Origin of the sequence: Terriglobus tenax (genome assembly GCF_025685395.1) — a bacterium.
Lineage (GTDB): Bacteria > Acidobacteriota > Terriglobia > Terriglobales > Acidobacteriaceae > Terriglobus > Terriglobus tenax.
On the sequence record NZ_JAGSYA010000004.1, the window covers coordinates 2,273,006 to 2,293,991 of the forward strand.

The following is a 20,986-nucleotide window of genomic DNA, read 5'->3' on the forward strand; positions in this document are numbered from 1 at the left end:
CCAGTGGACGTGTCTTGTCTCTATCGAACAGTGCCGATAGTAGCACGCTGAACAGGGCCGAATTCAAGCGGCATTTACCAATTAATTTTGAGTTGCACCATGCATTGTGAAACTCCGGGCAAGTGTGCAAAAAGAGTGAACAATTCCCGGCGGAGAAGTCCGAAATGCTTGGCCGCAGGTGGAAATCGGGGTAGAATAAAAAGCTGTTGCAACTTCAAGGATTTGATGTAGGAGAGGCTATCCCATGCCCAAGCGTACCTTTCAACCCAACCGCCGCCGCCGCTCGAAGGTTCACGGCTTCCTGAGCCGTATGGCCACCAAGGCTGGCCGCGCAGTTCTGAACCGCCGCCGCGCCAAGGGCCGTCACAAGATCGCCGTCAGCGCTGGTTTCCGCGACTAGTTTTTCCCCGCCTTCCCATGCAGCCCGGCCCCATTCCGCTGGAGCAGGCATGCGCGAAGCTGACCAGATTTCGGTCGCCGCGCGTTGTAGGCCGGGTATCTCCGGAACGGAAAGCGGTTCCGGAGACTGTGGTTTCGGATTCAGACACGCACATTAAGAGAGTGAACGTGCCGGGAGTCTTTCCCTGGCACGGGCAGGAACGTGGGGACGAGAGGTTTTCGTCCTCCGCCGATGTCTGCGCATTGGCCGTACCCCGGCCAAACGCGGCGTTGTGTCTATCCGTCCGGGCCGCTTGAGTGAACTGCCATGATGCATACCGATCTTCGCCTTCGCAAGCACGCCGACTACCAGAGCGTGTATGGCCGCAGCCGCAAGCAGCATGCGCGGCAGATGGCCTACTTCTTCGCTCCGCGCGAGGATGCGGACGCTGCCGGGCCGCGCGTCGGCCTGACCGTGGGCAAGGTGATGGGCAAGGCGCATGACCGTAACCGCATCAAGCGCCGGATGCGCGCCGCGGTGCAGGCCAATGCCGCCCTGCTGACGATGCCGGTGGATGTGATTCTGCATCCGCGCCGTACCGTGCTCGAGGTGGAGTTTGAGAAGCTGAAGGCCGATGTTGCCGATGTGTTTCGCGCGGTACAGCGTGCGACGGTGAAGGCGCGGGCATGAACACCCTGTTCCGCGGTCTGTTCAAGCTGTACCGCTGGACACTGTCTCCCCTGCTGCACGGTTTTGGCCTGGGTGGATGCAAGTATCAACCCACCTGCTCAGAATATGCGGAGGTTGCGCTGTACCGTCATGGCCTGGTGAAGGGTTCCCTGCTGGCGTTGTGGCGGATCCTGCGCTGTAACCCCTTTACCAAGGGCGGACTGGACCCGGTTCCACCGCCGCGTCCGGACGCGTAAGCGTGATGGCTGCCACAAGCAAACAATCTTCAACCCCCATACAATAGAAACGAGCGTTTTCGCGCCTAAATCACGCACCCGCTCGCAGGATTTACTCAGGAAGAGAGTCGAAGTCTCCTTGGCAGAAATCAAGAATCCCAATCAGCAAGGCGGAACCGGCAGCACCACCACGATGCTGGTCATGATGGTGGTCTTTCTCGGCGTGTTCTTCGGTCTTCGTTACTTTGGCCCGAAGAAACCGGCAGCGACCGTGACCCCGGCGCAGCAACAGCAGGCCCAGCAGCACCAGGAGGCGGTGAATACCGCCACCGCGGCCGCTGTTGCCAATGCATCGACCGCCAGCGTGGCCGCGCAGGGCGAGCAGACGACCACGGTTGAGAGCCCCGTCTACCGTGTCACGTTCACGAACAAGGGAGCTCAGGTAACGCACTGGATCCTGAAGGACCACAAGGATTCGCACGGCGCTCCGCTGGACCTGGTGAGCAAGGCCTCCGCCGCAAAGTACGGTCTTCCGCTGTCGCTCTACTCCTATGACACCAGCGCGATGGCGAAGCTGAACAGCGGCCTGTACGTGGCTTCCGCCACGGGCACGGTTACTGCTCCGTCGACGTTGACCTTTACCTATGCTGCCGGCGGCCTGGAGGTGACCAAGAGCTTCACCTTTGACAGCAGCTATGTGCTGAGCGCGAAGGTGGACGTGAAGCAGAACGGCGCCCCGGTGCGCGCCCTGCTCACCTGGCCCGGAGCCTTTGGTGATCAAGAGAACCTGACGCACCATAATTATGACCAGTTCGATGCCTCGCAGAATGGCAAGGAAGAGCATACGGCAGCCAAGAAGGTGACCGGCGGCAACACGCTCAACGGACCCTTTGACTGGGCCGGCGTGAGCGACGCTTACTTTGCCGCGATCTTCCTGCCGGAGAACCCGGCTACTGCGAGCGTGGTGACGCTGAACCGCCCCATTGAGGTCTCCAAGGACGGCGACGGCAAGAACATGACACCGGTGCCAGCGCTGGGCGCCGCCATGGGCGACGTGAACGGAGCGCTTTCAACGCGCCTGTTTGTTGGACCCAAGGCTGTGAGCCTGCTGAAGAGCATTCACGCCGCCGACGGCAAGACGACTCTGGAGCCGCTGCTGGACTTCGGCTTCTTCGGCGTGATCGGCAAGTACCTGTTTCTGGCTCTGCAGGCGGTACACACCTATGTACCGAACTGGGGATGGTCCATCGTCATCCTGACGATCATCATCAACCTGATCCTGCTGCCGCTGCGCTACAAGACCATGCAGTCCGCGCTGAAGATGCAGCGCATTCAGCCGCAGATGGATGCCATCAAGGCCCGCTACGCCAAGTACAAGGTTACGGACCCGAAGCGTGCCGAGATGAACGCCGAGGTGATGGAGCTGCAGAAGCGCGAAGGCGTCAATGTCTTCGGCGGCTGTTTGCCCACGCTGATCCAGCTTCCGCTGCTGTTCGCCTTCCTGGGCATGCTGCCCAAGGTCGTGGAACTGCGCGGAGCGCACTGGTTCTGGCTGCATGACCTGACGGCGGCCGATCCGTATCACATCCTGCCGATCGTCATGATCGTCTCGCAGTTCCTGATGCAGTTCTACACGCCGTCGCCCGGCATTGATCCGGCGCAGCAGAAGATGATGGCGTTCATGATGCCGGTCTTCTCCGGCTACATTACGTGGAACTACGCATCGGGCCTGGCGCTGTACTGGACTATTGGCAACCTGATCGGCATTATCCAGCAGCAGGTGATGAACCGCACCAAGCTGGGTCGTGAAATGAAGGAGCTGGCTGCCAAGCGTGCAAAGCGCCGCCAGCCGGCAACGATTCAGGGCCGCCGGTAACGGCGGTCCCTTAAGTACGAGGAAGTATGGAAGATCTTTCCCAGGCTGCGAAGAAGATTGCTGCATTTATCCAGACGCTGACCACCACCGGTGGCATGCGCCTGAAGTACCGCATTACAGCGGGCGCTGGCGCATCGGACCCGGATGGGCTGGAACGCCGCGATATCTACGTAGAGCTGGCGGGCCCCGATGCGGAGCTGATGACCGAGCGCAACGGCGAAGTGCTGCGCGCTCTCGAGCACATTGCCGCGAAGATACTGCAGCTTGAACCGGAAGACCATGACCGCATCTCCTTTGACGCACTTGGCTTCAAGGCAGAGCGTGCCGCCGAGCTGCGGGACACGGTGGAAGATGCCGTGGAGCGCGTGCGTGAGACGGGCAAGCCTTATAGCTTCCGCCCCATGAGCAGCCGCGAACGCCGCATGCTGCACATGGCGCTGAGCGAGCACACCGACCTTCGCACGGAGTCCAGCGGCGAAGGCCGCGACCGCTTCGTGGTTTTGTATCCCGGAGATTACCAGGGCACGATTCGCCCGCCGCGTCGGGACGATCGTGGTGGCGGCCGACGGCCAGGTGGACGCCCTGGTGGCTCTCGCTCCGGCGGACGCGGATACCGCCGCTAGGTAACGATTGCTTCTCTCTACAAAAAGTGCGGACCCGACCAGGTCCGCACTTTTTCTTTTGCCGCGATGCTGTGTGTGACTACACGAAGAGCAGAATCTTCCCTGCCGAGCCGCCGCCGCTCTCGGCCATGGTGTGGGCCTCTGCTGCCTGCGCCAGGGGGAACTTCGCACGGATGGGGAGATGGAATTTGCCGTCGCGCAGGTCGTCGGCGAACTCGCGCACCTTGGATGGGTCAGCATGGGAGCCGATCATCTTTGCCTGCACCTGCGGGAACTCCGCGGCGCTTGCCGGAAGACCGGTGATGGTGGCGAAGATGCCGCCAGGCTTGACCTTGGGCAGAAGGGCTGCGGCGGCCTTGCCGCCGATGGTGTCCGCCACGGCATCGACCGCGGGCAGAGCCGCCATCGCTGCGGTATCGTCCAGGGCAATCACTTCACTGGCCAGCAGCAGACGCGCTTCGTCCAGTTGCTTGCTGCGGACCGCGGCGATGACATAGACGCCGGTGGTCTTTCTGGCGGCATGAACGGCTGCACGTCCCACGCTGCCCAACGCTCCAGCGATGAGAATTCTTGTGGGCTGCGCCGAGGCGACGCAGGCGCGGATAAGCTGGTCGCCGGTAGTGACGACAACGGGAAGCGCCGCGGCTGTGAGAGGGTCGACGCCATCGGGCAGGTGGGTCAGCTCAGAAGCTTTGACGAGAACCAGTTCGGCGTAGGTGCTGATGCTGCGTCCTATAACCTTCTGACCCAGCTCAAAGTGGTTCACGCCGGGACCGATGCCCGCGACGACTCCGCTGACGTCGTTGCCGGGAATCATGGGCAGCGTGACGGGCATGAACGCCTGCATGGCTCCGCTGCGCAGCTTCATGTCGATGGGATTGAGGCTGGTCGCCGTCATCCGCACCAGCACCTCGCCGGCCTGTGGCACCGGATCCTGGACTTCTTCGAACTTTAAAACCTCAGGGCCACCGAATTGATGGAAACGGATGCACTTCATGGATTCACCTCTTTAGAGGGTAAGATGCCGTGAATCCGTTGGAAGATACGTGCGCCATGCGTCGCTTTCCGCAACGGACTTCAGCAATGCATAGCGCTCGCGCACCAGCCGACGGATATGCGGCTCAAGCACCAGCCTGGCGATGATACGCCCGGGCGCGCCGAAGGGCAGGCTGAAACGCACTTCGTCTTCCAGTAGGGTTCCCTGCTCCGTCTCACGGAGCCAGTGGTCATGCTGAAAGAAAGCGAAGCGGCCTTCCTGCTGTGTGTCCTGAAAGTAAGTGGGCCGCTGATATGCGGAGATGTGCGAGAGATGGCGCTGCGGCAGGCCAAACTTCCATCCGCGCCACGCGACACGATCGTCCAGCTGCACCATGCCGGTGGAGGCGGTCTCCATGCCAAGCGTCTGCGCCACAAGCGTGAGATGCGTGGAGAGCGCGAAGCACCGATCGATGGGTGCGTGGATGAGGGTGCTGGCGCGGAGAGTGTGCATGAGGCGTCTTATTTAAAGAGATGCCAAAGATGGGTTATCTGTCTGCTCAAACCATTCCATATTGCATGGCAGTGAGACCGCAGCAAAGTCCAGATGAATAACGCGCCGATGGCCTGGCAGAGTGGATGGTGATGATGCGTGCAGCAGAAGTGGGCGCATAAGCAGCGCTCCGCCAAGTCGAACTTCACAGACGAAGGAGTCTTGTTCGACAAAGCGTTCCATTTGCGCAACATTGAGCTTGCCATGTTGATGAGATCCAGGGATGACCTTGAGCGCACCGTTTTCAGAAGGGCACGGATCAAGGTGCAGTCGCACGGAGATCATCTTCTCCAGAACATCTGCGGGCGGCTGTACATGCAGGACATCTGCCTTGGTGGACCATGGACCGTAACCCTCGCACTCGAGGCGTTCTTTTACGGCGATGGTGACATCCTGGTGCCACGGCACCTTCCAGTTCGCGTCCGGTGTTTTGTCGAAGAGGATGGCGCGCACGACGAAGAAGTTCTCTCCAAGTACTGGCGCGACCAGGGCGCGGAGAGTCTCTGATGCGGCGAGTGTGCGGACCTCCGGTACAAGCTCCATCAGGTTGCGCACGCCGCCGCGTAGCGCATCCGGAACTGCTCCGCTGGAGACAGCAGCAAGCAACGAATCCACCTGAAACGGCGAGAGCACGTCTTCGACGATGGCGAAGCCGTGCTCCCGGACCTGTTCTGAGAAATGCATTAGAGTGTTGGCGACTTGGAGTCCAGCAGCTCCTGCGCGCGGGTGATGAACTCGGTCAAGGGGACACTTCCCTGGTCGCCTGCGCCGCGGGTGCGGACGCTGACCGCCTCAGCCGCTGCTTCCTTGTCGCCCATGATCAGCACGAACGGTACCTTCTGCAGCGTGAAGTCGCGGATCTTCGCGTTCATCTTCTCGTTGCGCAGGTCCAGCTCGACGCGCAGACCGGCGGCCTCGAGCTTCTGCTTCACCTGCTCCGCGTAGGCGTGGTGCTTCTCGCTGATGGGCACCAGCCCCACCTGCACCGGCGAGAGCCACAGCGGGAAGGCGCCCGCGTAGTGCTCGATCAGAACGCCGAAGAAGCGTTCAACCGAACCGAACAACGCGCGGTGCACCATTACCGGTTGGTGACGTTCGCCGTCTTCGCCGACGTACTCCAGCTCGAAGCGCTTGGGCAGGTTGAAGTCGAACTGGACGGTTGAGAGCTGCCACAGGCGGCCGAGGACGTCGACCAGCTTGACGTCGATCTTAGGACCGTAGAAGGCGGCTTCGCCAGGGAAGGTCTGGAAGGTGATGCCGCGTGCGTTCAGTACGTCGCGCAGGGCGCCCTCAGCGTGTGCCCAGTCTTCGGGTGTGCCTACGAAGTCGCTTGCCTTGTTAGGGTCATGGGTGGAGAGTTCCAGGCGGTACTCCTGGAAGCCAAACGTCTTCAGCACGGCATCAGCGAAGTCGAGGCAGGCCTCGATCTCTCCCTTGATCTGGTCAGAGGTGCAGAAGACGTGCGCGTCGTCCTGCGTAAAGCCACGCACACGCAGAAGGCCGTGCATGGTGCCGCTGCGCTCAAAGCGGTAGACGTTGCCCAGCTCGGCATAGCGCACGGGCAGGTCGCGGTAGCTCTTGGGCGTGGACTTGTAGATGAGGATGTGGCCCGGGCAGTTCATGGGCTTTACGCGATACTCTGCGTCGTCCAGCTCCATGACGGGGAACATGTCCTTGGAGTAGTAGCCGTCGTGGCCGCTGATCTTCCAGAGCTCGCGCTTCATAATGTGCGGCGTGAAGACGAGATCGTAGCCGCGGCGCAGGCACTCTTCGCGCATCCAGTCTTCCATGGTCTTGCGGACGATGCCGCCCTTCGGATGCCAGAAGATGAGGCCCGAACCGGCGACCTCCTGAATGCTGTACAGATCAAGCTGCTTGCCCAGAACGCGGTGGTCGCGCGCCTTGATCTCTTCCAGGTGCGCGAAGTGAGCGTCCAGGTCCTTCTTATTGAAGAAGGCGGTGCCATAGACGCGCTGCAGTTGAGGGTTCTTTTCGTCGCCAAGCCAGTAAGCTCCGGCCAGGTTCATGACTTTGAAGGCCTTGACGCGGCCGGTGGAAGGAACGTGCGGCCCGCGGCAGAAGTCGACAAACGCGCCGTTCTTGTAAAGCGAGACCTGGTCCCCGTCTTTGGTGAACTTTTCGACGAAGTGCTGCTTCATGAAGTCGCCGTTGGCTTTGAACTCGGCCAGAGCCTGCTCGCGCGGCTCGTACTCGCGCACGAACTTTTCATCACGTGCGACGACTTCCGCCATGCGCTCTTCGATCCGGATGAGGTCGTCGGGCGTGAAGGCCTTCTCGCGGTAGAAGTCATAGAAGAAGCCTGCGTCCGTGGCGGGGCCGTGACCCAGCTTGGTCTCGGGATAAAGCTCCAGCACGGCCGTGGCCATGACGTGCGCGGCGGAGTGGCGAACGACCTTCAGCGCCTCGGGCGCATCTTCCTTCAGCAGCCACAGGGCCACATCTTCCGTCAGCGGCGTGGAGAGGTCGACAATGCGCTCGCCGGCTTCGTGCGCGGCATACATGGCGTCTTCGCTGGCGGTCTCGGTCGTTTCGGCTTCCGTGGCAGTGGTCGCGGCGGTCAGCGGCTTGATCCTGGCGACCACCACGGCGGCGGCAAGACGGGGCGAGATGCTGTTGGCGACATCGAACGGCGTTGTGCCCTGAGGCACCTCGCGGACCGAACCATCGGGAAGCTGGACGCGAATGACGTTGGAACTGGTTTGGGAACTCACGTTAAACAGAATATTTGTTTGTACTCCTTAGCGTCGAGGTTGATAGGCTGAGAGATACCGATGAACCCCAAATTTGCAGTTGCGGCGATCTTTGCAGTGGGTGTATTGTCTAGCCACTGTATCGGACAGACCGCTGCCACCTGCCAGACCCGCATTCCGGCCACCTGGACAGGGGATGTGAAAGCGGCGGCTGAAACCGACTGCGCCTTCAACGACGACAGCCAGAAAACCGGCGCGGAGGCGTGGTACAAGTTTGCCGACGAGCGCTTTGCTACGAAGGCCTCACCCTCCCGGGAGGCACTGCGCGATGCTCTGAAGCCCAATTACGCTCAGCCCGGCTTCCGGGTGGTGTGGTGGCCCACTTCAGCGCAACAGTTTGGAACATTGGTAATCACCAGCGGCACCGCAGAGTGGCACCAACCCGATTCCCAGGGGAAGGACACTATAAAAACCACACATTATTTAACCGTGTGGAGGCAACAAAAAGACGGTTCCTGGCGTTTCATATGGGATGGAGGCGCGGACTAGACCATCCGCTCTCCCCTTTCGAGGATCTTCTCCCCCAAACGATGTATTCGTCGACGCTCTTGTGGCATGGAAGTCAGCCACCCTGCGGCGTACATTCAACCTCGTCAATCAGTTACAGATTCAACGAATTGGAAGGCACTTCCAAGGATTTCTCAAGGAGCGGACCATGCAGGTACTTTGCAAAGCATCCTCAGCGGCAGGTGATATTCAGTGCAGTGTTTGCGGACAGAACTTCCAGGTGTACTGGGAGCGCACGAATCCGGCTGAGCGGGAGGCCGCCCGCGAGCAGATTCTGAGTGCCCTGGCCGAGCAGCACACCTCCAACCACGGAACAGACGCCCACAAGGCGTGCTTCAACGTACCGGAATGGAACGGATCGCCCCGGTACTCCGGCGCGGCTCTGTTAGGGAACGCACCCAAGGCAGCGTTCCAGGCAGCATAAGTTTCTCCCACTTCTCTCAGGGAGTGGCAGGCACAGACCCCACGGGTCTGTGCCTGTTTTCGTTTAGAGCGGATGTCTATAGGGACGCCGGCCATCGAGGCCAGCGTTGGTGTTTCTTGGGGAAGATGTGTGCGACACGGCTTGAAGCCGTCTCCTTAACGAGACAGGTCGCGCTTTTCACCCCCAGCCGGCAAGTGGACCTGGACCCGGTTTGCGTGATGCCCATATCTGGCGTGCAGATATGGGGTAACCGGCAAGTGCGGGTATATTGATTCATTCCGGGAAGCCGACTTCTCGTTACTAGTCCGGGATCGGTGAGTGCATTGGCGATGACGAGCTCATTGAGATTACCGATGAGGAGGAATATCGGTGGCTCGTCGAACCGAACTCAACCGACTGAGCGTTTTGGCGACCTTGCCCGCAATGTCATCCTGAACCATCAATGCATCGCCGGACGGGCGGTCGTAGGTTTCAGACCAGATCACATATCCGCTGTCTGCGCGAATGAGACGTGCGGCAATCCTCAGCCGGGAACCCGACTTGCGAACGCTCCCATCGAGCACGTATGCCACGCCAAGAGCCTTAGCGATCTCCGGAATAGAAACTTGCTTGCCCTTGAAGTAGAAAGAAGAGGTGGGCGATGGCACCCGCAGGTCCGGGATCTTGCTGAGTCTGTCGATCAGTTCCTCAGTCATGCCATCGGCGAATTCCTCCTCCTTCATCCCTTCGGTCAAGTCGAGAAAAGGCAGCACCGCAATCGATTCTTGCGACTGCGGGACAATAACTGGGACGGCCGCACGATGCATGCTCCTGCCGTACACCAGAAAAACACCCGTCCCAACCACGAAAACAAGAAGGACCATGGCCGCAATGACCACGTATCTGGGGTTGATTCTGGCGCGCGTCTCGGTTACCGGATTCGGCAGTCCGCTCTCCGGGACTGGGTCATCCTGAATCTGTGGGTGGTCTTGATTGGCGCAGGGAGCAACCGCCGCCACGAGCCGATAACCAAGACGCGGCGCCGTGGCAATATACGTGGGCTGCCTGGGGTCGTCGCCGAGTGAGCGGCGAAGAGAGGCCACAGCCTGGTAAACGGAATCGGGCGATACGGCCACCCCTGACCAGACCTGGTCGAGCAGATCATCGATGCTGACGACGTCACCCGCACGGTCCGCGAGGCACAACAGAAGACGCATGCTTCGCACTTCCAGGCGGACAGTCTCGCCGGCGCGTGAGATCTGGCCGGAGCCTGGATCCACACACCAATCGCCGATGCGGAGCATTGTAGGTCGTTCCATGCAGGATTTTCAGAACGATTCAGGGCGCTTCAGATCAAGTTCAGGACTTCCTTCACTCTCTTGGTTATCGTAAACCCTTGCCGGGCCCATGCACTGGAGAAGGGTAAGCCGGCTCAAAGGGAGAAATCGGATGAATGGAAACGCTGTGGCCAGTTTGTCGGGAAAAGGGAATGCACTGTTGGCGATTGCGGCTGGCGGCTTAATCGCCGGAACCCTGGATATTTTGCAGGCTTGCATCCTGTTCGGATGGGATGTTCCGCTTTCGATTGCCGGTGGGCTGCTGGGACCGAAGGCTGAGCATGGGGGGATTGGCACTTATGCCTTGGGTGTTCTACTTCACTTCTTTATTGCGCTTTCGTTTGCAGCCTTTTACTACACGGCAAGTCGCAGGCTACCTTTCATGATGGAATACCCTCTGATCTGTGGCTTGTTCTATGGAGCTGCGGTTGAAGAGGTCATGAACCTGGTTGTTTTGCCGCTGTCGGCGCTGCACGCCAAAGGGCCCTACGAACTTCGTGACCTTATTCAAGGACTCGCAGTACACATGGTGGTTATGGGGCTGCCGATTGCCTACAGCGTCCGGCGATTCGCAAGATGAGTAGAGCAGTGGCTGCACTCTACATTTACTTCCATCATGTTCACTGCTGATCGCTGCCATCGTCGCGTAGACGTCGGCGGAAAGTCGGCGGAAGCGGTGCGATTCTCAACTGACGAGAACAGGCCAATGCGCTCAGCAAGTGCTGCTCAGTATGCAAGGGAATGATTCGTAACGATAAACGCGGTTATCAAAAGTTTCGAGAGCATTTACTTCGTCACATTCACAAACAAAAACGGCGGACGCCTCTTCAGGCCTCCGCCGTTGTTACTTACTACCAACCGGCTTACTTCTTCTCCACTGCATTGGGGAACAGGCCCGGGATGGGCGCGTCCTTCTGCTTGTTCAACTCAGGGTGCGGGAAGGTCTTGCGAGGCAGCATGGCTTCGCGCTCGCTGGTGTTGTAGAGGAAGATTGCCTCGACGATGGCCGCTTGCTCCAGGTCGGCCTCATGCAGGCGCTCATAGGTATCCATGTTGGAGTGGTGGGTGCGGCTGCCGTAGTCCATGGGGTCCTGGATGAACTGGAAGCCGGGCAGGCCCACGGCGTCGTAGGACTGGTGGTCAGTGCCGCCGGTGTTGCGGTAGCTGATGGTGGTGAGTCCCAGGTCCTTCAGCGGAGCGATCCACTGCGCGAAGACGTTGCCGATGGCGTAGTTCTCCTGCGTGTAGACGCCGCGCAGCTTGCCGGTGCCGTTATCCACGTTGAAGTAGCCATCCAGCGTCTCCCACTCTTTGGTGGTCTTGATGGCCGCGGGCGCCGCGTTCGGGCTGGGCGCTGCGCCGCAGACCGGCGTGGGGGAGCCTTCCGGTCCGCCGAAGTGCGTATGAACGTAGGCACGCGAGCCGCAGAGGCCCTGCTCCTCACCGCTCCACAGGGCGATGCGGAGGGTGCGTTTGGGCTTGTAGCCGATGGCCTTCAGGATGCGCATGGCCTCCATCGCGACGACGGAGCCGGCGGCGTTGTCCGTGGCTCCTGTGGCGCTGACCCAGCTATCCAGGTGGCCGCCTACCATGACGACCTGGTCCTTCAGCTTGGGATCGGTGCCGGGAATCTCGGCCACGGTGTTGAAGCCGTGCTCGTGGTCGCCGGTGAACCTGGTTTCGATATTGACCTCGAGCTCAACGGGCACGCTGGCTCCCAGCAGGCGCGCCAGGCGGCCGTAGCTCTCAATGGTCATGACGGCGTTGGGAATCTTTACTGCTGTAGCGGCGTTCTGCGCGCCGCGGACAAGGTTAGCTCCGTTGTCGTCAAAGATGATGCCGGTGCCGCCGCCGTTGGAACCGTCGCGGCTGGGGGTGATGATCGCCGCAACGCCCTCTTCGGTCATCAGCTTCAGGGCCTCGGTGCGGATGCGGGCGCGTTCGGCTGCTGCCGCCAGTGGGTTCGGTCCGCCAGTACGGGCGGCGGGATAGCTCTCCATCTCTTTCAGCTCTTCGTCGGTGTAGCGGTGGAAGAGCGGCTTATCCAGGTCAGGCACAGCGCGCGGAGCGCCGAAGAGCACGATTTTGCCGGCCAGCTTGCCTTTGTACTTCTCGATGTCCTTCATTTCATTGACATCCACCAGGATGGCCTGTCCGCTGACAGAGCCCTTGGTGGCCGGCGACCAGGGAGCGGCCTGAATCCACAGCGGCTCCGGGTCGGGCGAAACCAGGCGCGCCCAGCTGTTGATCTGCTGCCAGCCCATGCCGAACTCGCCCCAGTCTTCAAGGTGCGCGTTTTCCAGACCGATCTTGCTCAGGGTCTCCCTGGTCCATTCGTTCGCCTTGGCCATGTTGGGCGATCCGGTCAGGCGAGGGCCGATACCGTCAACCAGGGCGGAGGCAAACTGCATGACGCGGCCATGCTGCATGCCCTCCTGGCGGATGCGCATGTAGGCATCGAGGTCGATCTTTTCGACCGCGGGCTGTTCCGCCTCCCACGGCTTGGTGGTGGCGGACGGTGCGGCCGCGGGCTTTTTGTCTGCCGCCAGAGACGGCAGCGCAAAGGCGCTGAGTGCCACAACGGGCATGCTCCAGCGCGCAACAGTACGTACGAATGGCATGGTTTGAACCTCCACGAATGAACGCCAGGGACTGTCAGGGGAATCTATTTTTTGCTATGCGGATGCTACCAGTCCCCATGGGGTGGGAAAAGGCCCACGCCGGGAAGAGTGCCGGACGGCAATCGACGCAGGGCTCTTTTTGCTGGAGAAGTGCTGCGGTTACGCTCTGCGGGAGATGCGCCTGGCCCACAGGGTGCCCAGGAAGCTGCCCACGATAAGCAGGGCCAACAGGCCGGCCGGGAGGCCGAAGTAGCGGTAGGTAATGCCGTAGTTCACCGGGTTATGGGTGAAGACGTTGTAGAACAGCAGGCTGAAGATGCCCAGGAAGGTGGCCGCGAAGAAGGTGATGAACCCGCAGGCCAGCGTCATCAACAGGCTGGCAAACCAGCCGAGATCACCAAAAGGAACGCCGAAGATCCGGCCCTGCGGACTACCCGGGATTTGCTGTGTCTGTGCCATGGCTGCTCCTTTAGAATAAACCTGATGGTCGAACATGTGCAGTCGCAGTTGATTACCGCCTCGCAAGTGGCCCGGGAGGCCGCTGTGCGCCAGGGCGGCAACGGTGTCTGTTACGCCCTGTATGGGCAAACCAAGATCAATGAACCGGAACTGGAGCAGATCATCAACGCCGTGCCGCTCAGCATGGCCGACGCCCTGAAGCGCAAGGCGTACTACTTTGTTCCGCTGGCTATCAGCGACCAGCCCTCCCGCCCGGCGCTACCGGACGACATGATGATCTCCGCCGAGTTCACCACCGAGCTGGGCGATCGCGCCACCTGTCATCGCAATGTGGACTTTGGCACCAGCGAAGGCGTCTTCATCTCCGCACGCCTGATGCATGACCGCTTCGCCCTGGCCTTTGAGTTCTTTATCAACGTGGGCCATGCCTTTGTGGACAAGGCCGGTGTGCCGGAAAGCTTTAGCGAGCTGGTGTGGAAGCAGGCCCTGGCCGACACACGCGGCGAGACCAGCCAGGACGCTCATGAGAGCCGCAAGCTGGCCCGCACCAACAACGATGAAAAGGCACGCAAGGACTTCACCGAGTTTGCCTTTGCCGATGCCATCGCCATCTACCTGCTTTCGCTTTCTATTGACTTTGACTATGCCGAGCTGCGCGAACGCGAGTATCCGCTGCTGGCGGCCCCTGCGCTGGCCGAGCGCCTGAAGCTGGTGGCATCGCTGTTCCCACCGAACCCGGGATACGAGTTCGTCATCAAGTACCGCCGTCGCTAGACTGATGCGCACAAAGATCACAACCGGAGTCTTTGCTTTCTTTGGCCTGTTTGCCGGCACCTTCAGCCTGTGGGCCGTGGGTAACTCCATTCGCTATGGCGTGGTGCTGAGCCATAACTGGAAGCTGCTGACCGGTGCGGTGTGTCCGCCGGTGATGCTGCTGTACACGCACACCGCGTGGTGGCCTTTGCTGCTGGTGGCGAATGTGCTTCTGTACGGCCTCTTCGGCTACGCATTGTCTCAACTGCTATATAAAGACTGACAACAGAGAACAGAGCACTGACGACTCGATATGATTGCTCACCTTCGCGGAACCCTGCTTGCCAAGCATCCGAATCAGGCCATTGTTGAGGCTGCCGGTGTTGGCTATGACGTCACTATCTCGATTGAAACCTTCACGCATCTGCCCGCTGAAGGCAGCGAGGTGAAGCTGCACATCCACACGCATGTGCGCGAGGACGCCATTGCGCTGTTCGGCTTTGCGCAGAAGGACGAGAAGCGCCTGTTCGAGAAGCTGACGACCGTGAGTGGCATTGGACCGAAGCTGGCTATCACCGTGCTGAGTGGTATCAGCTCTGATCGGCTGATTGCCACCATCCGCGCGCAGGACCACGCCACGCTGACCAAGGTTCCGGGCATCGGCAAAAAGACCGCCGAGCGCGTGGTGCTGGAGCTGAAGGACAAGCTGGATGAGTTCGCGCTGAGCTCTGCCCATGTGTCGCACGTGCCCGTAGGTGCGGCGACGGAAGATGTGTTGTCTGCTCTGACGAACCTTGGCTACCAGAAGCCCGCGGCCGAGAAGGCGATGGAGAATGCGCTGAAGAAAGAGCCTGGGATTCAGGATGACTTCGAGCAACTGTTCCGCGCTACGCTGGCTGCGATCCGATAGGGTATTCGTTTCAGATCAAGTGGGGCACCCGGTAGTTTGGCACTACAGCGTGACAAAGAAAAAAGACCCTTCTTGTTTGTCATCTCGCAGCGTAGCGGAGAGATCTGCTTTTTACTCTTTTGTGCTGCTTACTTCCCGATGCAGAAGCTGGAAAAGATCAAATTCAACACATCATCCGCCGTGGTTGCGCCGGTCAATTCATCCAGACCTCGCAGCGCACTGTAGATATCCAGCAACACCATCTCATGCGGAATTGCCGCGCCCACCGCGGTGATGGCGTTGTCCAGTCCATCGATGGCCTGCTGTACCGCCTGCTGCTGGCGCAGGTTGGTGAGCATCGCTGTCTCGCTGGTGATGGCTCCGGCCTTCAGCTTTGCGAGCAGCAACGAACGTAGCTTCACAATGCCTTCGCCCGTAAGAGCAGAGACACCCACTATTGCCTGTTCCCTGGTGCCTGTTCCCTGCATGTCAATCTTGTTCCACACAACCACAGCTTCACGCGCCGATAACTCTTCCATCCACGTGCGTTCTTCTTGGCTGATAGGCTGCGTTGCGTCGAGCACCAGCAGCACCAGGTCAGCGTCTGCCATGGCCTCGCGTGATTTGCGGATGCCGATGCTCTCTGCTTCGTCGCTGCTCTCGCGGATGCCGGCCGTATCGACCAGTTCCACGGGAATGCCGCCGAGCGAAACGCGCTCCGTGACAAGGTCGCGCGTGGTGCCTGCAATGGAGGTGACGATGGCGCGCTCGCGTTCCACCAGTCGATTGAAGAGCGAGCTTTTGCCTGCGTTCGGTCTGCCAACAATGGCCATGGTGATGCCGTCGCGCACCATGCGACCCTGCGCGTAGCTTGCGGCGAGCTCTACCAGCGGTGCACGCACGTTGGCCAGCGCGATGAGGATGGCTTCCTGCGGCATCACATCCACATCGTCTTCCGCAAAGTCGATGCCTGCTTCAAGACCAGCGATCAACTGCACCAGGGCTTCCTTGGCAGGACGAACGCGCTCGGCCAGCGCGCCGCCAAGCTGTTGCGCCGCAACCCGTGCCTGGTGCAAGGTCTGCGCTTCAATCAGGTCGCGCACAGCCTCAGCCTGCGTCAAATCAAGACGCCCGGAGAGAAAGGCCCGCTCTGTAAATTCGCCAGGCCGCGCCAGCCGCGCGTCGGAGGCAATGGCCCGGCGCACGATCGCTTCCAGCACCACGGGCGCACCGTGTGCGGCGATCTCCACGACGTCATCACTGGTGTAAGAATGCGGCGCGGCGAAGAAGGTGGCAACCACCTCATCCAGCTTTTCGCCCTGCTCGTCCACTAGTTCGCCAAAGCGTGCGCGGCCGGCTTCAAGCGGCGCGCGCAACTGCAGCATGGGCTCGGCAATTTGCTTTGCCAGTGACCCGCTGAGGCGCACAATACCGATGCCGCCGCGGCCGGGCGGCGTTGCAATGGCTACGATGGTCTCCTGTTCCAAGTGCGGTCCTTACTTCTTCTGCTGGCCTGCGACGATATCTTCAGGCGTACGGCCGGCACGCAACCCAGCAACGATCTGTTGCAGAAAATCATTGGCCGCACCGGGATTGTTGGGCAGGAAGATGGTGCTGCTGCCACCCTTCATGCCGATGTCCTTCAACGTGTCAAAGTACTGCGTCAGCAGCACGAGCGCCATCACATCTTCCGCCGTGGTGCCGGGTACGGCCTCGCGGAAATGTTCGATGGAGCTGCGCAGACCGTCAATGATGGCCTGCCGCTCTGCCGCAATGCCCTGGCCCTGCAGAGCTTTCGACTGTGCCTCGGCTTCAGCCTGCTTCACCTTCAGCACCTTGTCCGCCTCGCCGCGCGCCTGCGCGGCCACCTGCGAACGCTGCGCTGCGTTGATGTCGTTCATCGCGGTCTTCACCTTCGCATCGGGGATGATGTCCGTCACCAGCGCGGTAAGGATGTTGAAGCCGAAGCCGCTCATGATGGTGTCGAGCTCAACCTTTACGGCGACGGAGATGCCGCTCTGCTGCTCAAAGGTTTCATCGAGCGTGAGCTTGGGAACGTGCCCGAGGATGGAGTTGAAGACGAAAGACTCAATTTGCTTCTGCGGGCGCGAGAGCTTGTAAAAGGCATCGAACAGCCGCTCTTCCAGCACCTGGTATTGCACGCTGACGGGGATCTGTACAAAGACGTTGTCGCGCGTCTTGGTCTCAACCGAGAACTGCGCCTGCTGTACCTGCAGGTCCACGAAGAAGACCTTCTCCGCATACGGAATAAGGAAGTGCAGGCCCGGCTTGGTGATGCGGTTGAACTTGCCAAAGCGTTCCACCACGCCCGCGGATGCGGTGCGCACGGTGTAGAGCGTTTTGAGCACCGTGACCAGCAGAACAATACCAACAAGGATGGCAATAAACAGCAGAAAGGTAGCGGCAGCGTCCATGAGCGGCCCTCCGTGAATGAGGATACTCCGTGCCGCGGGAAAGGAAACGTTAAACCGCCGCCGACTGCAGCCACTGCATCATCTGCTCCGCCGGAACCACGCCTGCCTGCTGCGCGAGTACCTTGCCGTCTTTGAAGACCATGAAGTTAGGAATGCCGCGGATGCTGTAGCGCGCGCTCAGTTGCGGCAGTGCTTCGGTATCGACCTTGAGGACAATCGCCTTGCCGGCCATGTGGCTTGCCGTTTCGGCAACATACGGAGCTGCCATGCGGCAGGGGCCGCACCACGCCGCCCAGAAATCGACCAGCACGGGAACGCGCGCTTCCTTCACCAGCGTGTCGAACTCTTCGAGGCTGCCCACGTTGATAGGCTCAGCCACCGGCGGCAGCGGCGACTTGCAGGCGCCGCAACGGCCAATGTCAGCCAGGTGCTTTGCCGGAATACGGTTCTTCTGCCCACAGTTGTGACACGCGCGAATCATGGTCTCTTCCTTCTGCTACCGGTTAGATGCGTTGAGTGCGCTGCGGGAATCACGCGGCAGCGGCCAGCCGCTTTTTGCCCCAGTCTGCCAGTGCGGCAATAATCGGCTTCAGCGTTTCCCCCTGCTTCGACAACCTGTACTCAACGCGTGGCGGAACCTCTGCGTAAACCTTACGGACGACCAGGCCGCACTCTTCCAGTTCGCGGAGCTGCTTTGTCAGCATGCGCTGCGTCACACCGTTCAGCCTGCGCCGCAGCTCGTTGAAGCGCAACGTGCCGTCCACCAGGTGATAAAGCACAACCCCCTTCCACTTGCCGCCGATCAGGTCCAGCGTAGCCTCCACCGGGCAGCCCATGGCACAGTCGTATTTCTTGTTCTTCTTCATACAGAGCTCCAATAGTTCACTTTTGGATACTACATACAGAAAATGTGCGTACTAGTATCTTCAGGACAATAGTGCCATGATTTTTCCTGTGAGGTGACACAGAGATGAAAGCGATTGGATACAAGGTTCCCGGAGCCCCTGAAGTACTGACCGACATTACGCTGCCCGATCCGGTGGCGGCCGGTCGCGATCTTCTGGTGGAGGTGAAGGCTGTCTCCGTCAACCCGGTGGACATGAAGGTGCGCGCATCGCAGAAGCCTGTCGACGGCAATGAATACCGTGTATTGGGTTACGATGCTGCCGGCGTGGTGAAGGCCGTAGGACCAGAGGTAACGCTGTTCAAGCCGGGCGACGAGGTCTACTACTCCGGCACGCTGATGCGCCAGGGAACGAATGCAGAGCTGCACCTGGTCGATGAGCGCATTGTCGGGTTGAAACCGAAGTCGCTGGACTTTGCGCATGCGGCGGCGCTGCCACTGACCGCCGTAACCGCGTGGGAACTGCTGTTTGACCGCCTGGGCGTGATGCCGGATGACCAGAACGACAAGCGCACACTGCTGGTGACAGGCGCAGCCGGTGGCGTTGGCTCCATCCTGGTGCAGCTTGCACGCCAGCTTACCGGGCTGACCATTGTAGGCACGGCATCCCGTGAAGAGACGAAGAAGTGGGCGCTTGAGCTTGGCGCTCACCAGGTGATTGACCACTCGCAACCGCTTGCGGCGCAGCTTGGAGGCAGGCAGGCGGAGCTGATCGCCAGCCTGACCGCGACCGACGAGCACTACGCGCAGCTGGTGGAGGCACTGGCTCCGCAGGGAGCCATTGGCGTGATCGATGATCCGGCAACGCTTGATGCCAAACCACTGAAGCGTAAGTCCGCTTCGCTGCACTGGGAGTTCATGTTTGCGCGCTCCATCTTCCAGACGCCTGACATGATCCGGCAGCATGAGTTGCTGACGCGCGTTGCCGCGCTGGTGGATGCCGGCACGTTGCGCACCACGGCGGACGACAACCTTGGCCCGATCAACGCAGCCAACCTGCGCACCGCGCATGAGCGTATTGCCACTGGCAAGGTGCGCGGCAAGATGGTGCTGAGCGGCTGGGAGAAGTAAGTTGTTTGAACACACAAAGGGCACGGCTTCGGCTGTGCCCTTTGTTCTATGTGCGCGGCGATAGGTGCGTATCCACAAAGCAACGCACTATCATCAGCAGCCATGGCGACGCATTTCACTCCCGCTGCCCTTAAGTTTCTCCGCGACCTGAAGCGCAACAACGACCGGGACTGGTTCCAGCCGCGCAAAGAGATTTTTGAGCGCGAGATCAAGGCGCCCATGCTCGCGCTGATCACGGAGATCTCACACGCGATGGAGAGTTTTGCTCCGGACCATTTGCGTCCGCCGCAGAAGATTCTGTTTCGCATCTATCGCGACACGCGCTTCTCCAATGACAAGCGTCCCTACAAGGAGCATGTAGGTGCATGGTGGGTTCGTGCCGGCCTTGAGAAGACATCGGGAGCGGGCTTCTACTTCCACATCTCCGGCAAGGAAGTACTGGTGGCGGCAGGATGCTATATGCCGCAGCCGGAGCAACTGCTGGCCATCCGCCGTTACCTGCTGGACCACCACGAGGAGATGCGGAAGCTTTATAACGCCAGGCCGCTGGTAAAGCTGCTGCCCCACGACGAAGCGACCTCGCTGACGCGGCCTCCGAAGGGCTTTGCCGCCGACCATCCGGCCATCGATCTTATCCGCAACAAGCAGTGGGGCCGCTCCATCACCCTGCCGGTGGAGACGGCGCTTTCGCCCTCGCTGGGGAAAGAGATTGTGACTCGCTTTAAGGCCATGACGCCGCTGATCGGGTTTTTGAATACTCCCCTGCTGGTGGAGAAGAAGCGCAAGCCGCTTTTCTGATCCCCGGGGACGACCGCGAAACCCCGTTTTTCGGGCATTTTTGGCCCTTGGGAACCCAAAAAGCGACAAAAACCGGAGAAAACCGGAAAAAACCTGTGGAAACTGGACTTTCGCCCTTGACTTTCGTTTGGCAAAGCCTCAGTGTGAGTTGCGGTAGGTAGTTTCCACCCGCGTAAACACTGGCGATTTCGCAGTATGCCAGAGGGGTATGAGGAACGGAAGCAATCTGACACCAGAAACGTTGAACGCAATAAGAGGAGATACACACAATGGCAAAGGGACTGACCAAGACCGCCCTGATTCGCACCGTGGCCGAGAAGCTTGAGCTGACCAACAAGCAGGTGGGCGCTTTCTTTGACCTGCTGTCTGAGACCGCGGTCAAGGAGACCAAGAAGAACGGCGAGTTCACGATCCCCGGCATCGGCAAGCTGGTAAAGGCTGAGCGCAAGGCTCGTCTGGGCCGCAATCCGCAGACCGGCGAGACCATCAAGATCAAGGCCAAGACCGTGGTTAAGTTCCGCGTCGCCAAGGCCGCCAAGGACGTTATCGCTCCGTCGAAGAAGTAGTTTCGCGGCTCGCCATCGGCTGGCAGTCCAACTCCTGGCCACCGACGTGCAGGCCACGACTGGGAACGCGGGCCACGCTCTCTGCGGAGAGGAGAGCGCCGCGCAAACGGGCGGGAGAGCACCGGGGCAGGACACAACCTGGCAGTACGTACGGCAGAGAG

The 20,986-nt window shown here is 60.3% G+C and carries 25 protein-coding genes; 14 read left to right on the top strand and 11 right to left on the bottom strand.

The window, feature by feature from the left end; all coding sequences use genetic code 11:
- The first annotated feature begins 244 nt into the window (after positions 1 to 244).
- The 5 genes from rpmH to OHL13_RS15075 all read left to right on the top strand — a co-directional run bounded on the left by rpmH (position 245) and on the right by OHL13_RS15075 (position 3,783).
- On the top strand, positions 245 to 400 hold the full coding sequence (gene rpmH, locus OHL13_RS15055) for a 50S ribosomal protein L34 (protein ID WP_263410945.1): 156 nt from the start codon (positions 245 to 247) through the stop codon (positions 398 to 400).
- 306 nt (positions 401 to 706) lie between these two features.
- A complete protein-coding gene (gene rnpA / locus OHL13_RS15060) occupies positions 707 to 1,069 on the top strand; it encodes a ribonuclease P protein component (protein ID WP_263410946.1) in 363 nt (120 codons plus the stop codon).
- Positions 1,066 to 1,305, top strand: a complete 240-nt coding sequence (gene yidD / locus OHL13_RS15065; RefSeq protein WP_263410947.1) for a membrane protein insertion efficiency factor YidD — start codon at positions 1,066 to 1,068, stop codon at positions 1,303 to 1,305. Before rnpA ends, yidD begins: the two co-directional genes overlap by 4 nt.
- 118 nt (positions 1,306 to 1,423) lie before the next feature.
- Positions 1,424 to 3,160, top strand: coding sequence for a membrane protein insertase YidC (yidC, locus tag OHL13_RS15070; protein WP_263410948.1), 1,737 nt, complete (start codon positions 1,424 to 1,426; stop codon positions 3,158 to 3,160).
- 26 nt (positions 3,161 to 3,186) lie between these two features.
- Positions 3,187 to 3,783, top strand: a complete 597-nt coding sequence (locus tag OHL13_RS15075) for a Jag family protein (RefSeq protein ID WP_263410949.1) — start codon at positions 3,187 to 3,189, stop codon at positions 3,781 to 3,783.
- Between the two features lie 79 nt (positions 3,784 to 3,862).
- On the opposite strand, the gene OHL13_RS15080 is transcribed toward OHL13_RS15075, so the two are convergent.
- The 4 genes from OHL13_RS15080 to thrS are packed head-to-tail and all read right to left on the bottom strand — an operon-like array spanning position 3,863 to position 8,043.
- A complete protein-coding gene (locus tag OHL13_RS15080; protein ID WP_263410950.1) occupies positions 3,863 to 4,780 on the bottom strand; it encodes an NADP-dependent oxidoreductase in 918 nt (305 codons plus the stop codon).
- A 12-nt stretch (positions 4,781 to 4,792) separates the two neighbouring features.
- Entirely contained in the window at positions 4,793 to 5,272 is a 480-nt protein-coding gene (locus tag OHL13_RS15085; protein ID WP_263410951.1) for an SRPBCC family protein, read from the bottom strand.
- 12 nt (positions 5,273 to 5,284) lie between these two features.
- Positions 5,285 to 5,995 (bottom strand): phytanoyl-CoA dioxygenase family protein, encoded by a 711-nt coding sequence (locus OHL13_RS15090; protein WP_263410952.1) that lies wholly within the window; start codon positions 5,993 to 5,995, stop codon positions 5,285 to 5,287.
- Complete coding sequence (gene thrS, locus OHL13_RS15095; RefSeq protein WP_263410953.1) at positions 5,995 to 8,043, bottom strand: threonine--tRNA ligase; 2,049 nt, start codon at positions 8,041 to 8,043, stop codon at positions 5,995 to 5,997. The genes OHL13_RS15090 and thrS overlap by 1 nt, the downstream gene beginning before the upstream one ends.
- Positions 8,044 to 8,103: 60 nt before the next feature.
- Here thrS and OHL13_RS15100 point away from each other — a divergent pair, with 60 nt between their 5' ends.
- Positions 8,104 to 8,571, top strand: a complete 468-nt coding sequence (locus OHL13_RS15100; protein WP_263410954.1) for a Cif family virulence factor — start codon at positions 8,104 to 8,106, stop codon at positions 8,569 to 8,571.
- 166 nt (positions 8,572 to 8,737) lie between these two features.
- Positions 8,738 to 9,013, top strand: coding sequence for a hypothetical protein (locus OHL13_RS15105; protein ID WP_263410955.1), 276 nt, complete (start codon positions 8,738 to 8,740; stop codon positions 9,011 to 9,013).
- 347 nt (positions 9,014 to 9,360) lie between these two features.
- Here the strand turns inward: OHL13_RS15105 and OHL13_RS15110 are convergent, their stop codons facing one another.
- Positions 9,361 to 10,209, bottom strand: a complete 849-nt coding sequence (locus OHL13_RS15110) for a winged helix-turn-helix domain-containing protein (RefSeq protein WP_399255867.1) — start codon at positions 10,207 to 10,209, stop codon at positions 9,361 to 9,363.
- Positions 10,210 to 10,456: 247 nt separating this feature from the next.
- Between OHL13_RS15110 and OHL13_RS15115 the strand changes: the two genes are divergently transcribed.
- Positions 10,457 to 10,909, top strand: a complete 453-nt coding sequence (locus tag OHL13_RS15115; protein ID WP_263410957.1) for a hypothetical protein — start codon at positions 10,457 to 10,459, stop codon at positions 10,907 to 10,909.
- A gap of 283 nt (positions 10,910 to 11,192) precedes the next feature.
- On the opposite strand, the gene OHL13_RS15120 is transcribed toward OHL13_RS15115, so the two are convergent.
- Both OHL13_RS15120 and OHL13_RS15125 read right to left on the bottom strand, forming a co-directional pair.
- Positions 11,193 to 12,950: a M20/M25/M40 family metallo-hydrolase gene (locus tag OHL13_RS15120; RefSeq protein WP_263410958.1), complete on the bottom strand. Its 1,758-nt coding sequence runs from the start codon at positions 12,948 to 12,950 to the stop codon at positions 11,193 to 11,195.
- A gap of 159 nt (positions 12,951 to 13,109) precedes the next feature.
- Positions 13,110 to 13,409, bottom strand: a complete 300-nt coding sequence (locus OHL13_RS15125; protein ID WP_263410959.1) for a hypothetical protein — start codon at positions 13,407 to 13,409, stop codon at positions 13,110 to 13,112.
- A gap of 24 nt (positions 13,410 to 13,433) precedes the next feature.
- On the opposite strand from OHL13_RS15125, the gene OHL13_RS15130 reads away from it, so the two are divergent.
- Genes OHL13_RS15130 through ruvA form a run of 3 tightly spaced genes read left to right on the top strand, consistent with a single transcriptional unit; the run spans position 13,434 to position 15,072 of the window.
- Positions 13,434 to 14,183: a hypothetical protein gene (locus OHL13_RS15130; protein ID WP_263410960.1), complete on the top strand. Its 750-nt coding sequence runs from the start codon at positions 13,434 to 13,436 to the stop codon at positions 14,181 to 14,183.
- A 4-nt stretch (positions 14,184 to 14,187) separates the two neighbouring features.
- Positions 14,188 to 14,445, top strand: a complete 258-nt coding sequence (locus OHL13_RS15135) for a hypothetical protein (protein ID WP_263410961.1) — start codon at positions 14,188 to 14,190, stop codon at positions 14,443 to 14,445.
- A gap of 30 nt (positions 14,446 to 14,475) precedes the next feature.
- A complete protein-coding gene (gene ruvA, locus OHL13_RS15140) occupies positions 14,476 to 15,072 on the top strand; it encodes a Holliday junction branch migration protein RuvA (RefSeq protein WP_263410962.1) in 597 nt (198 codons plus the stop codon).
- 128 nt (positions 15,073 to 15,200) lie between these two features.
- On the opposite strand, the gene mnmE is transcribed toward ruvA, so the two are convergent.
- The 4 genes from mnmE to OHL13_RS15160 are packed head-to-tail and all read right to left on the bottom strand — an operon-like array spanning position 15,201 to position 18,352.
- Positions 15,201 to 16,538: a tRNA uridine-5-carboxymethylaminomethyl(34) synthesis GTPase MnmE gene (gene mnmE / locus OHL13_RS15145; RefSeq protein WP_263410963.1), complete on the bottom strand. Its 1,338-nt coding sequence runs from the start codon at positions 16,536 to 16,538 to the stop codon at positions 15,201 to 15,203.
- Between the two features lie 9 nt (positions 16,539 to 16,547).
- Positions 16,548 to 17,486, bottom strand: coding sequence for an SPFH domain-containing protein (locus OHL13_RS15150; protein ID WP_263410964.1), 939 nt, complete (start codon positions 17,484 to 17,486; stop codon positions 16,548 to 16,550).
- 49 nt (positions 17,487 to 17,535) lie between these two features.
- On the bottom strand, positions 17,536 to 17,967 hold the full coding sequence (trxC, locus tag OHL13_RS15155) for a thioredoxin TrxC (protein WP_263410965.1): 432 nt from the start codon (positions 17,965 to 17,967) through the stop codon (positions 17,536 to 17,538).
- A gap of 49 nt (positions 17,968 to 18,016) precedes the next feature.
- Positions 18,017 to 18,352: a winged helix-turn-helix transcriptional regulator gene (locus tag OHL13_RS15160; protein ID WP_263410966.1), complete on the bottom strand. Its 336-nt coding sequence runs from the start codon at positions 18,350 to 18,352 to the stop codon at positions 18,017 to 18,019.
- A gap of 104 nt (positions 18,353 to 18,456) precedes the next feature.
- Between OHL13_RS15160 and OHL13_RS15165 the strand changes: the two genes are divergently transcribed.
- From OHL13_RS15165 to OHL13_RS15175, 3 genes are all read left to right on the top strand, one after another.
- The gene (locus tag OHL13_RS15165; RefSeq protein WP_263410967.1) at positions 18,457 to 19,461 is read left to right on the top strand and encodes a zinc-binding alcohol dehydrogenase family protein; all 1,005 of its coding nucleotides are present in this window, start codon (positions 18,457 to 18,459) and stop codon (positions 19,459 to 19,461) included.
- A 102-nt stretch (positions 19,462 to 19,563) separates the two neighbouring features.
- Positions 19,564 to 20,259: a DUF2461 domain-containing protein gene (locus OHL13_RS15170; protein ID WP_263410968.1), complete on the top strand. Its 696-nt coding sequence runs from the start codon at positions 19,564 to 19,566 to the stop codon at positions 20,257 to 20,259.
- A 269-nt stretch (positions 20,260 to 20,528) separates the two neighbouring features.
- Positions 20,529 to 20,825, top strand: a complete 297-nt coding sequence (locus OHL13_RS15175; protein WP_263410969.1) for an HU family DNA-binding protein — start codon at positions 20,529 to 20,531, stop codon at positions 20,823 to 20,825.
- Positions 20,826 to 20,986: the final 161 nt, after the last annotated feature.

Coding starts and splice junctions, on each gene's coding strand:
- yidD (WP_263410947.1), top strand. CDS start 1,066: ATGAACACCCTGTTCCGCGGTCTGTTCAAGCTGTACCGCTGGACACTG.
- OHL13_RS15100 (WP_263410954.1), top strand. CDS start 8,104: ATGAACCCCAAATTTGCAGTTGCGGCGATCTTTGCAGTGGGTGTATTG.
- OHL13_RS15110 (WP_399255867.1), bottom strand. CDS start 10,209: ATGCGTCTTCTGTTGTGCCTCGCGGACCGTGCGGGTGACGTCGTCAGC.
- OHL13_RS15170 (WP_263410968.1), top strand. CDS start 19,564: ATGGCGACGCATTTCACTCCCGCTGCCCTTAAGTTTCTCCGCGACCTG.
- OHL13_RS15150 (WP_263410964.1), bottom strand. CDS start 17,486: ATGGACGCTGCCGCTACCTTTCTGCTGTTTATTGCCATCCTTGTTGGT.
- OHL13_RS15160 (WP_263410966.1), bottom strand. CDS start 18,352: ATGAAGAAGAACAAGAAATACGACTGTGCCATGGGCTGCCCGGTGGAG.
- OHL13_RS15075 (WP_263410949.1), top strand. CDS start 3,187: ATGGAAGATCTTTCCCAGGCTGCGAAGAAGATTGCTGCATTTATCCAG.
- OHL13_RS15105 (WP_263410955.1), top strand. CDS start 8,738: ATGCAGGTACTTTGCAAAGCATCCTCAGCGGCAGGTGATATTCAGTGC.
- OHL13_RS15125 (WP_263410959.1), bottom strand. CDS start 13,409: ATGGCACAGACACAGCAAATCCCGGGTAGTCCGCAGGGCCGGATCTTC.
- ruvA (WP_263410962.1), top strand. CDS start 14,476: ATGATTGCTCACCTTCGCGGAACCCTGCTTGCCAAGCATCCGAATCAG.
- trxC (WP_263410965.1), bottom strand. CDS start 17,967: ATGATTCGCGCGTGTCACAACTGTGGGCAGAAGAACCGTATTCCGGCA.
- rpmH (WP_263410945.1), top strand. CDS start 245: ATGCCCAAGCGTACCTTTCAACCCAACCGCCGCCGCCGCTCGAAGGTT.
- OHL13_RS15090 (WP_263410952.1), bottom strand. CDS start 5,995: ATGCATTTCTCAGAACAGGTCCGGGAGCACGGCTTCGCCATCGTCGAA.
- OHL13_RS15165 (WP_263410967.1), top strand. CDS start 18,457: ATGAAAGCGATTGGATACAAGGTTCCCGGAGCCCCTGAAGTACTGACC.
- OHL13_RS15085 (WP_263410951.1), bottom strand. CDS start 5,272: ATGCACACTCTCCGCGCCAGCACCCTCATCCACGCACCCATCGATCGG.
- rnpA (WP_263410946.1), top strand. CDS start 707: ATGATGCATACCGATCTTCGCCTTCGCAAGCACGCCGACTACCAGAGC.
- OHL13_RS15130 (WP_263410960.1), top strand. CDS start 13,434: ATGGTCGAACATGTGCAGTCGCAGTTGATTACCGCCTCGCAAGTGGCC.
- OHL13_RS15080 (WP_263410950.1), bottom strand. CDS start 4,780: ATGAAGTGCATCCGTTTCCATCAATTCGGTGGCCCTGAGGTTTTAAAG.
- OHL13_RS15175 (WP_263410969.1), top strand. CDS start 20,529: ATGGCAAAGGGACTGACCAAGACCGCCCTGATTCGCACCGTGGCCGAG.
- OHL13_RS15120 (WP_263410958.1), bottom strand. CDS start 12,950: ATGCCATTCGTACGTACTGTTGCGCGCTGGAGCATGCCCGTTGTGGCA.
- OHL13_RS15135 (WP_263410961.1), top strand. CDS start 14,188: ATGCGCACAAAGATCACAACCGGAGTCTTTGCTTTCTTTGGCCTGTTT.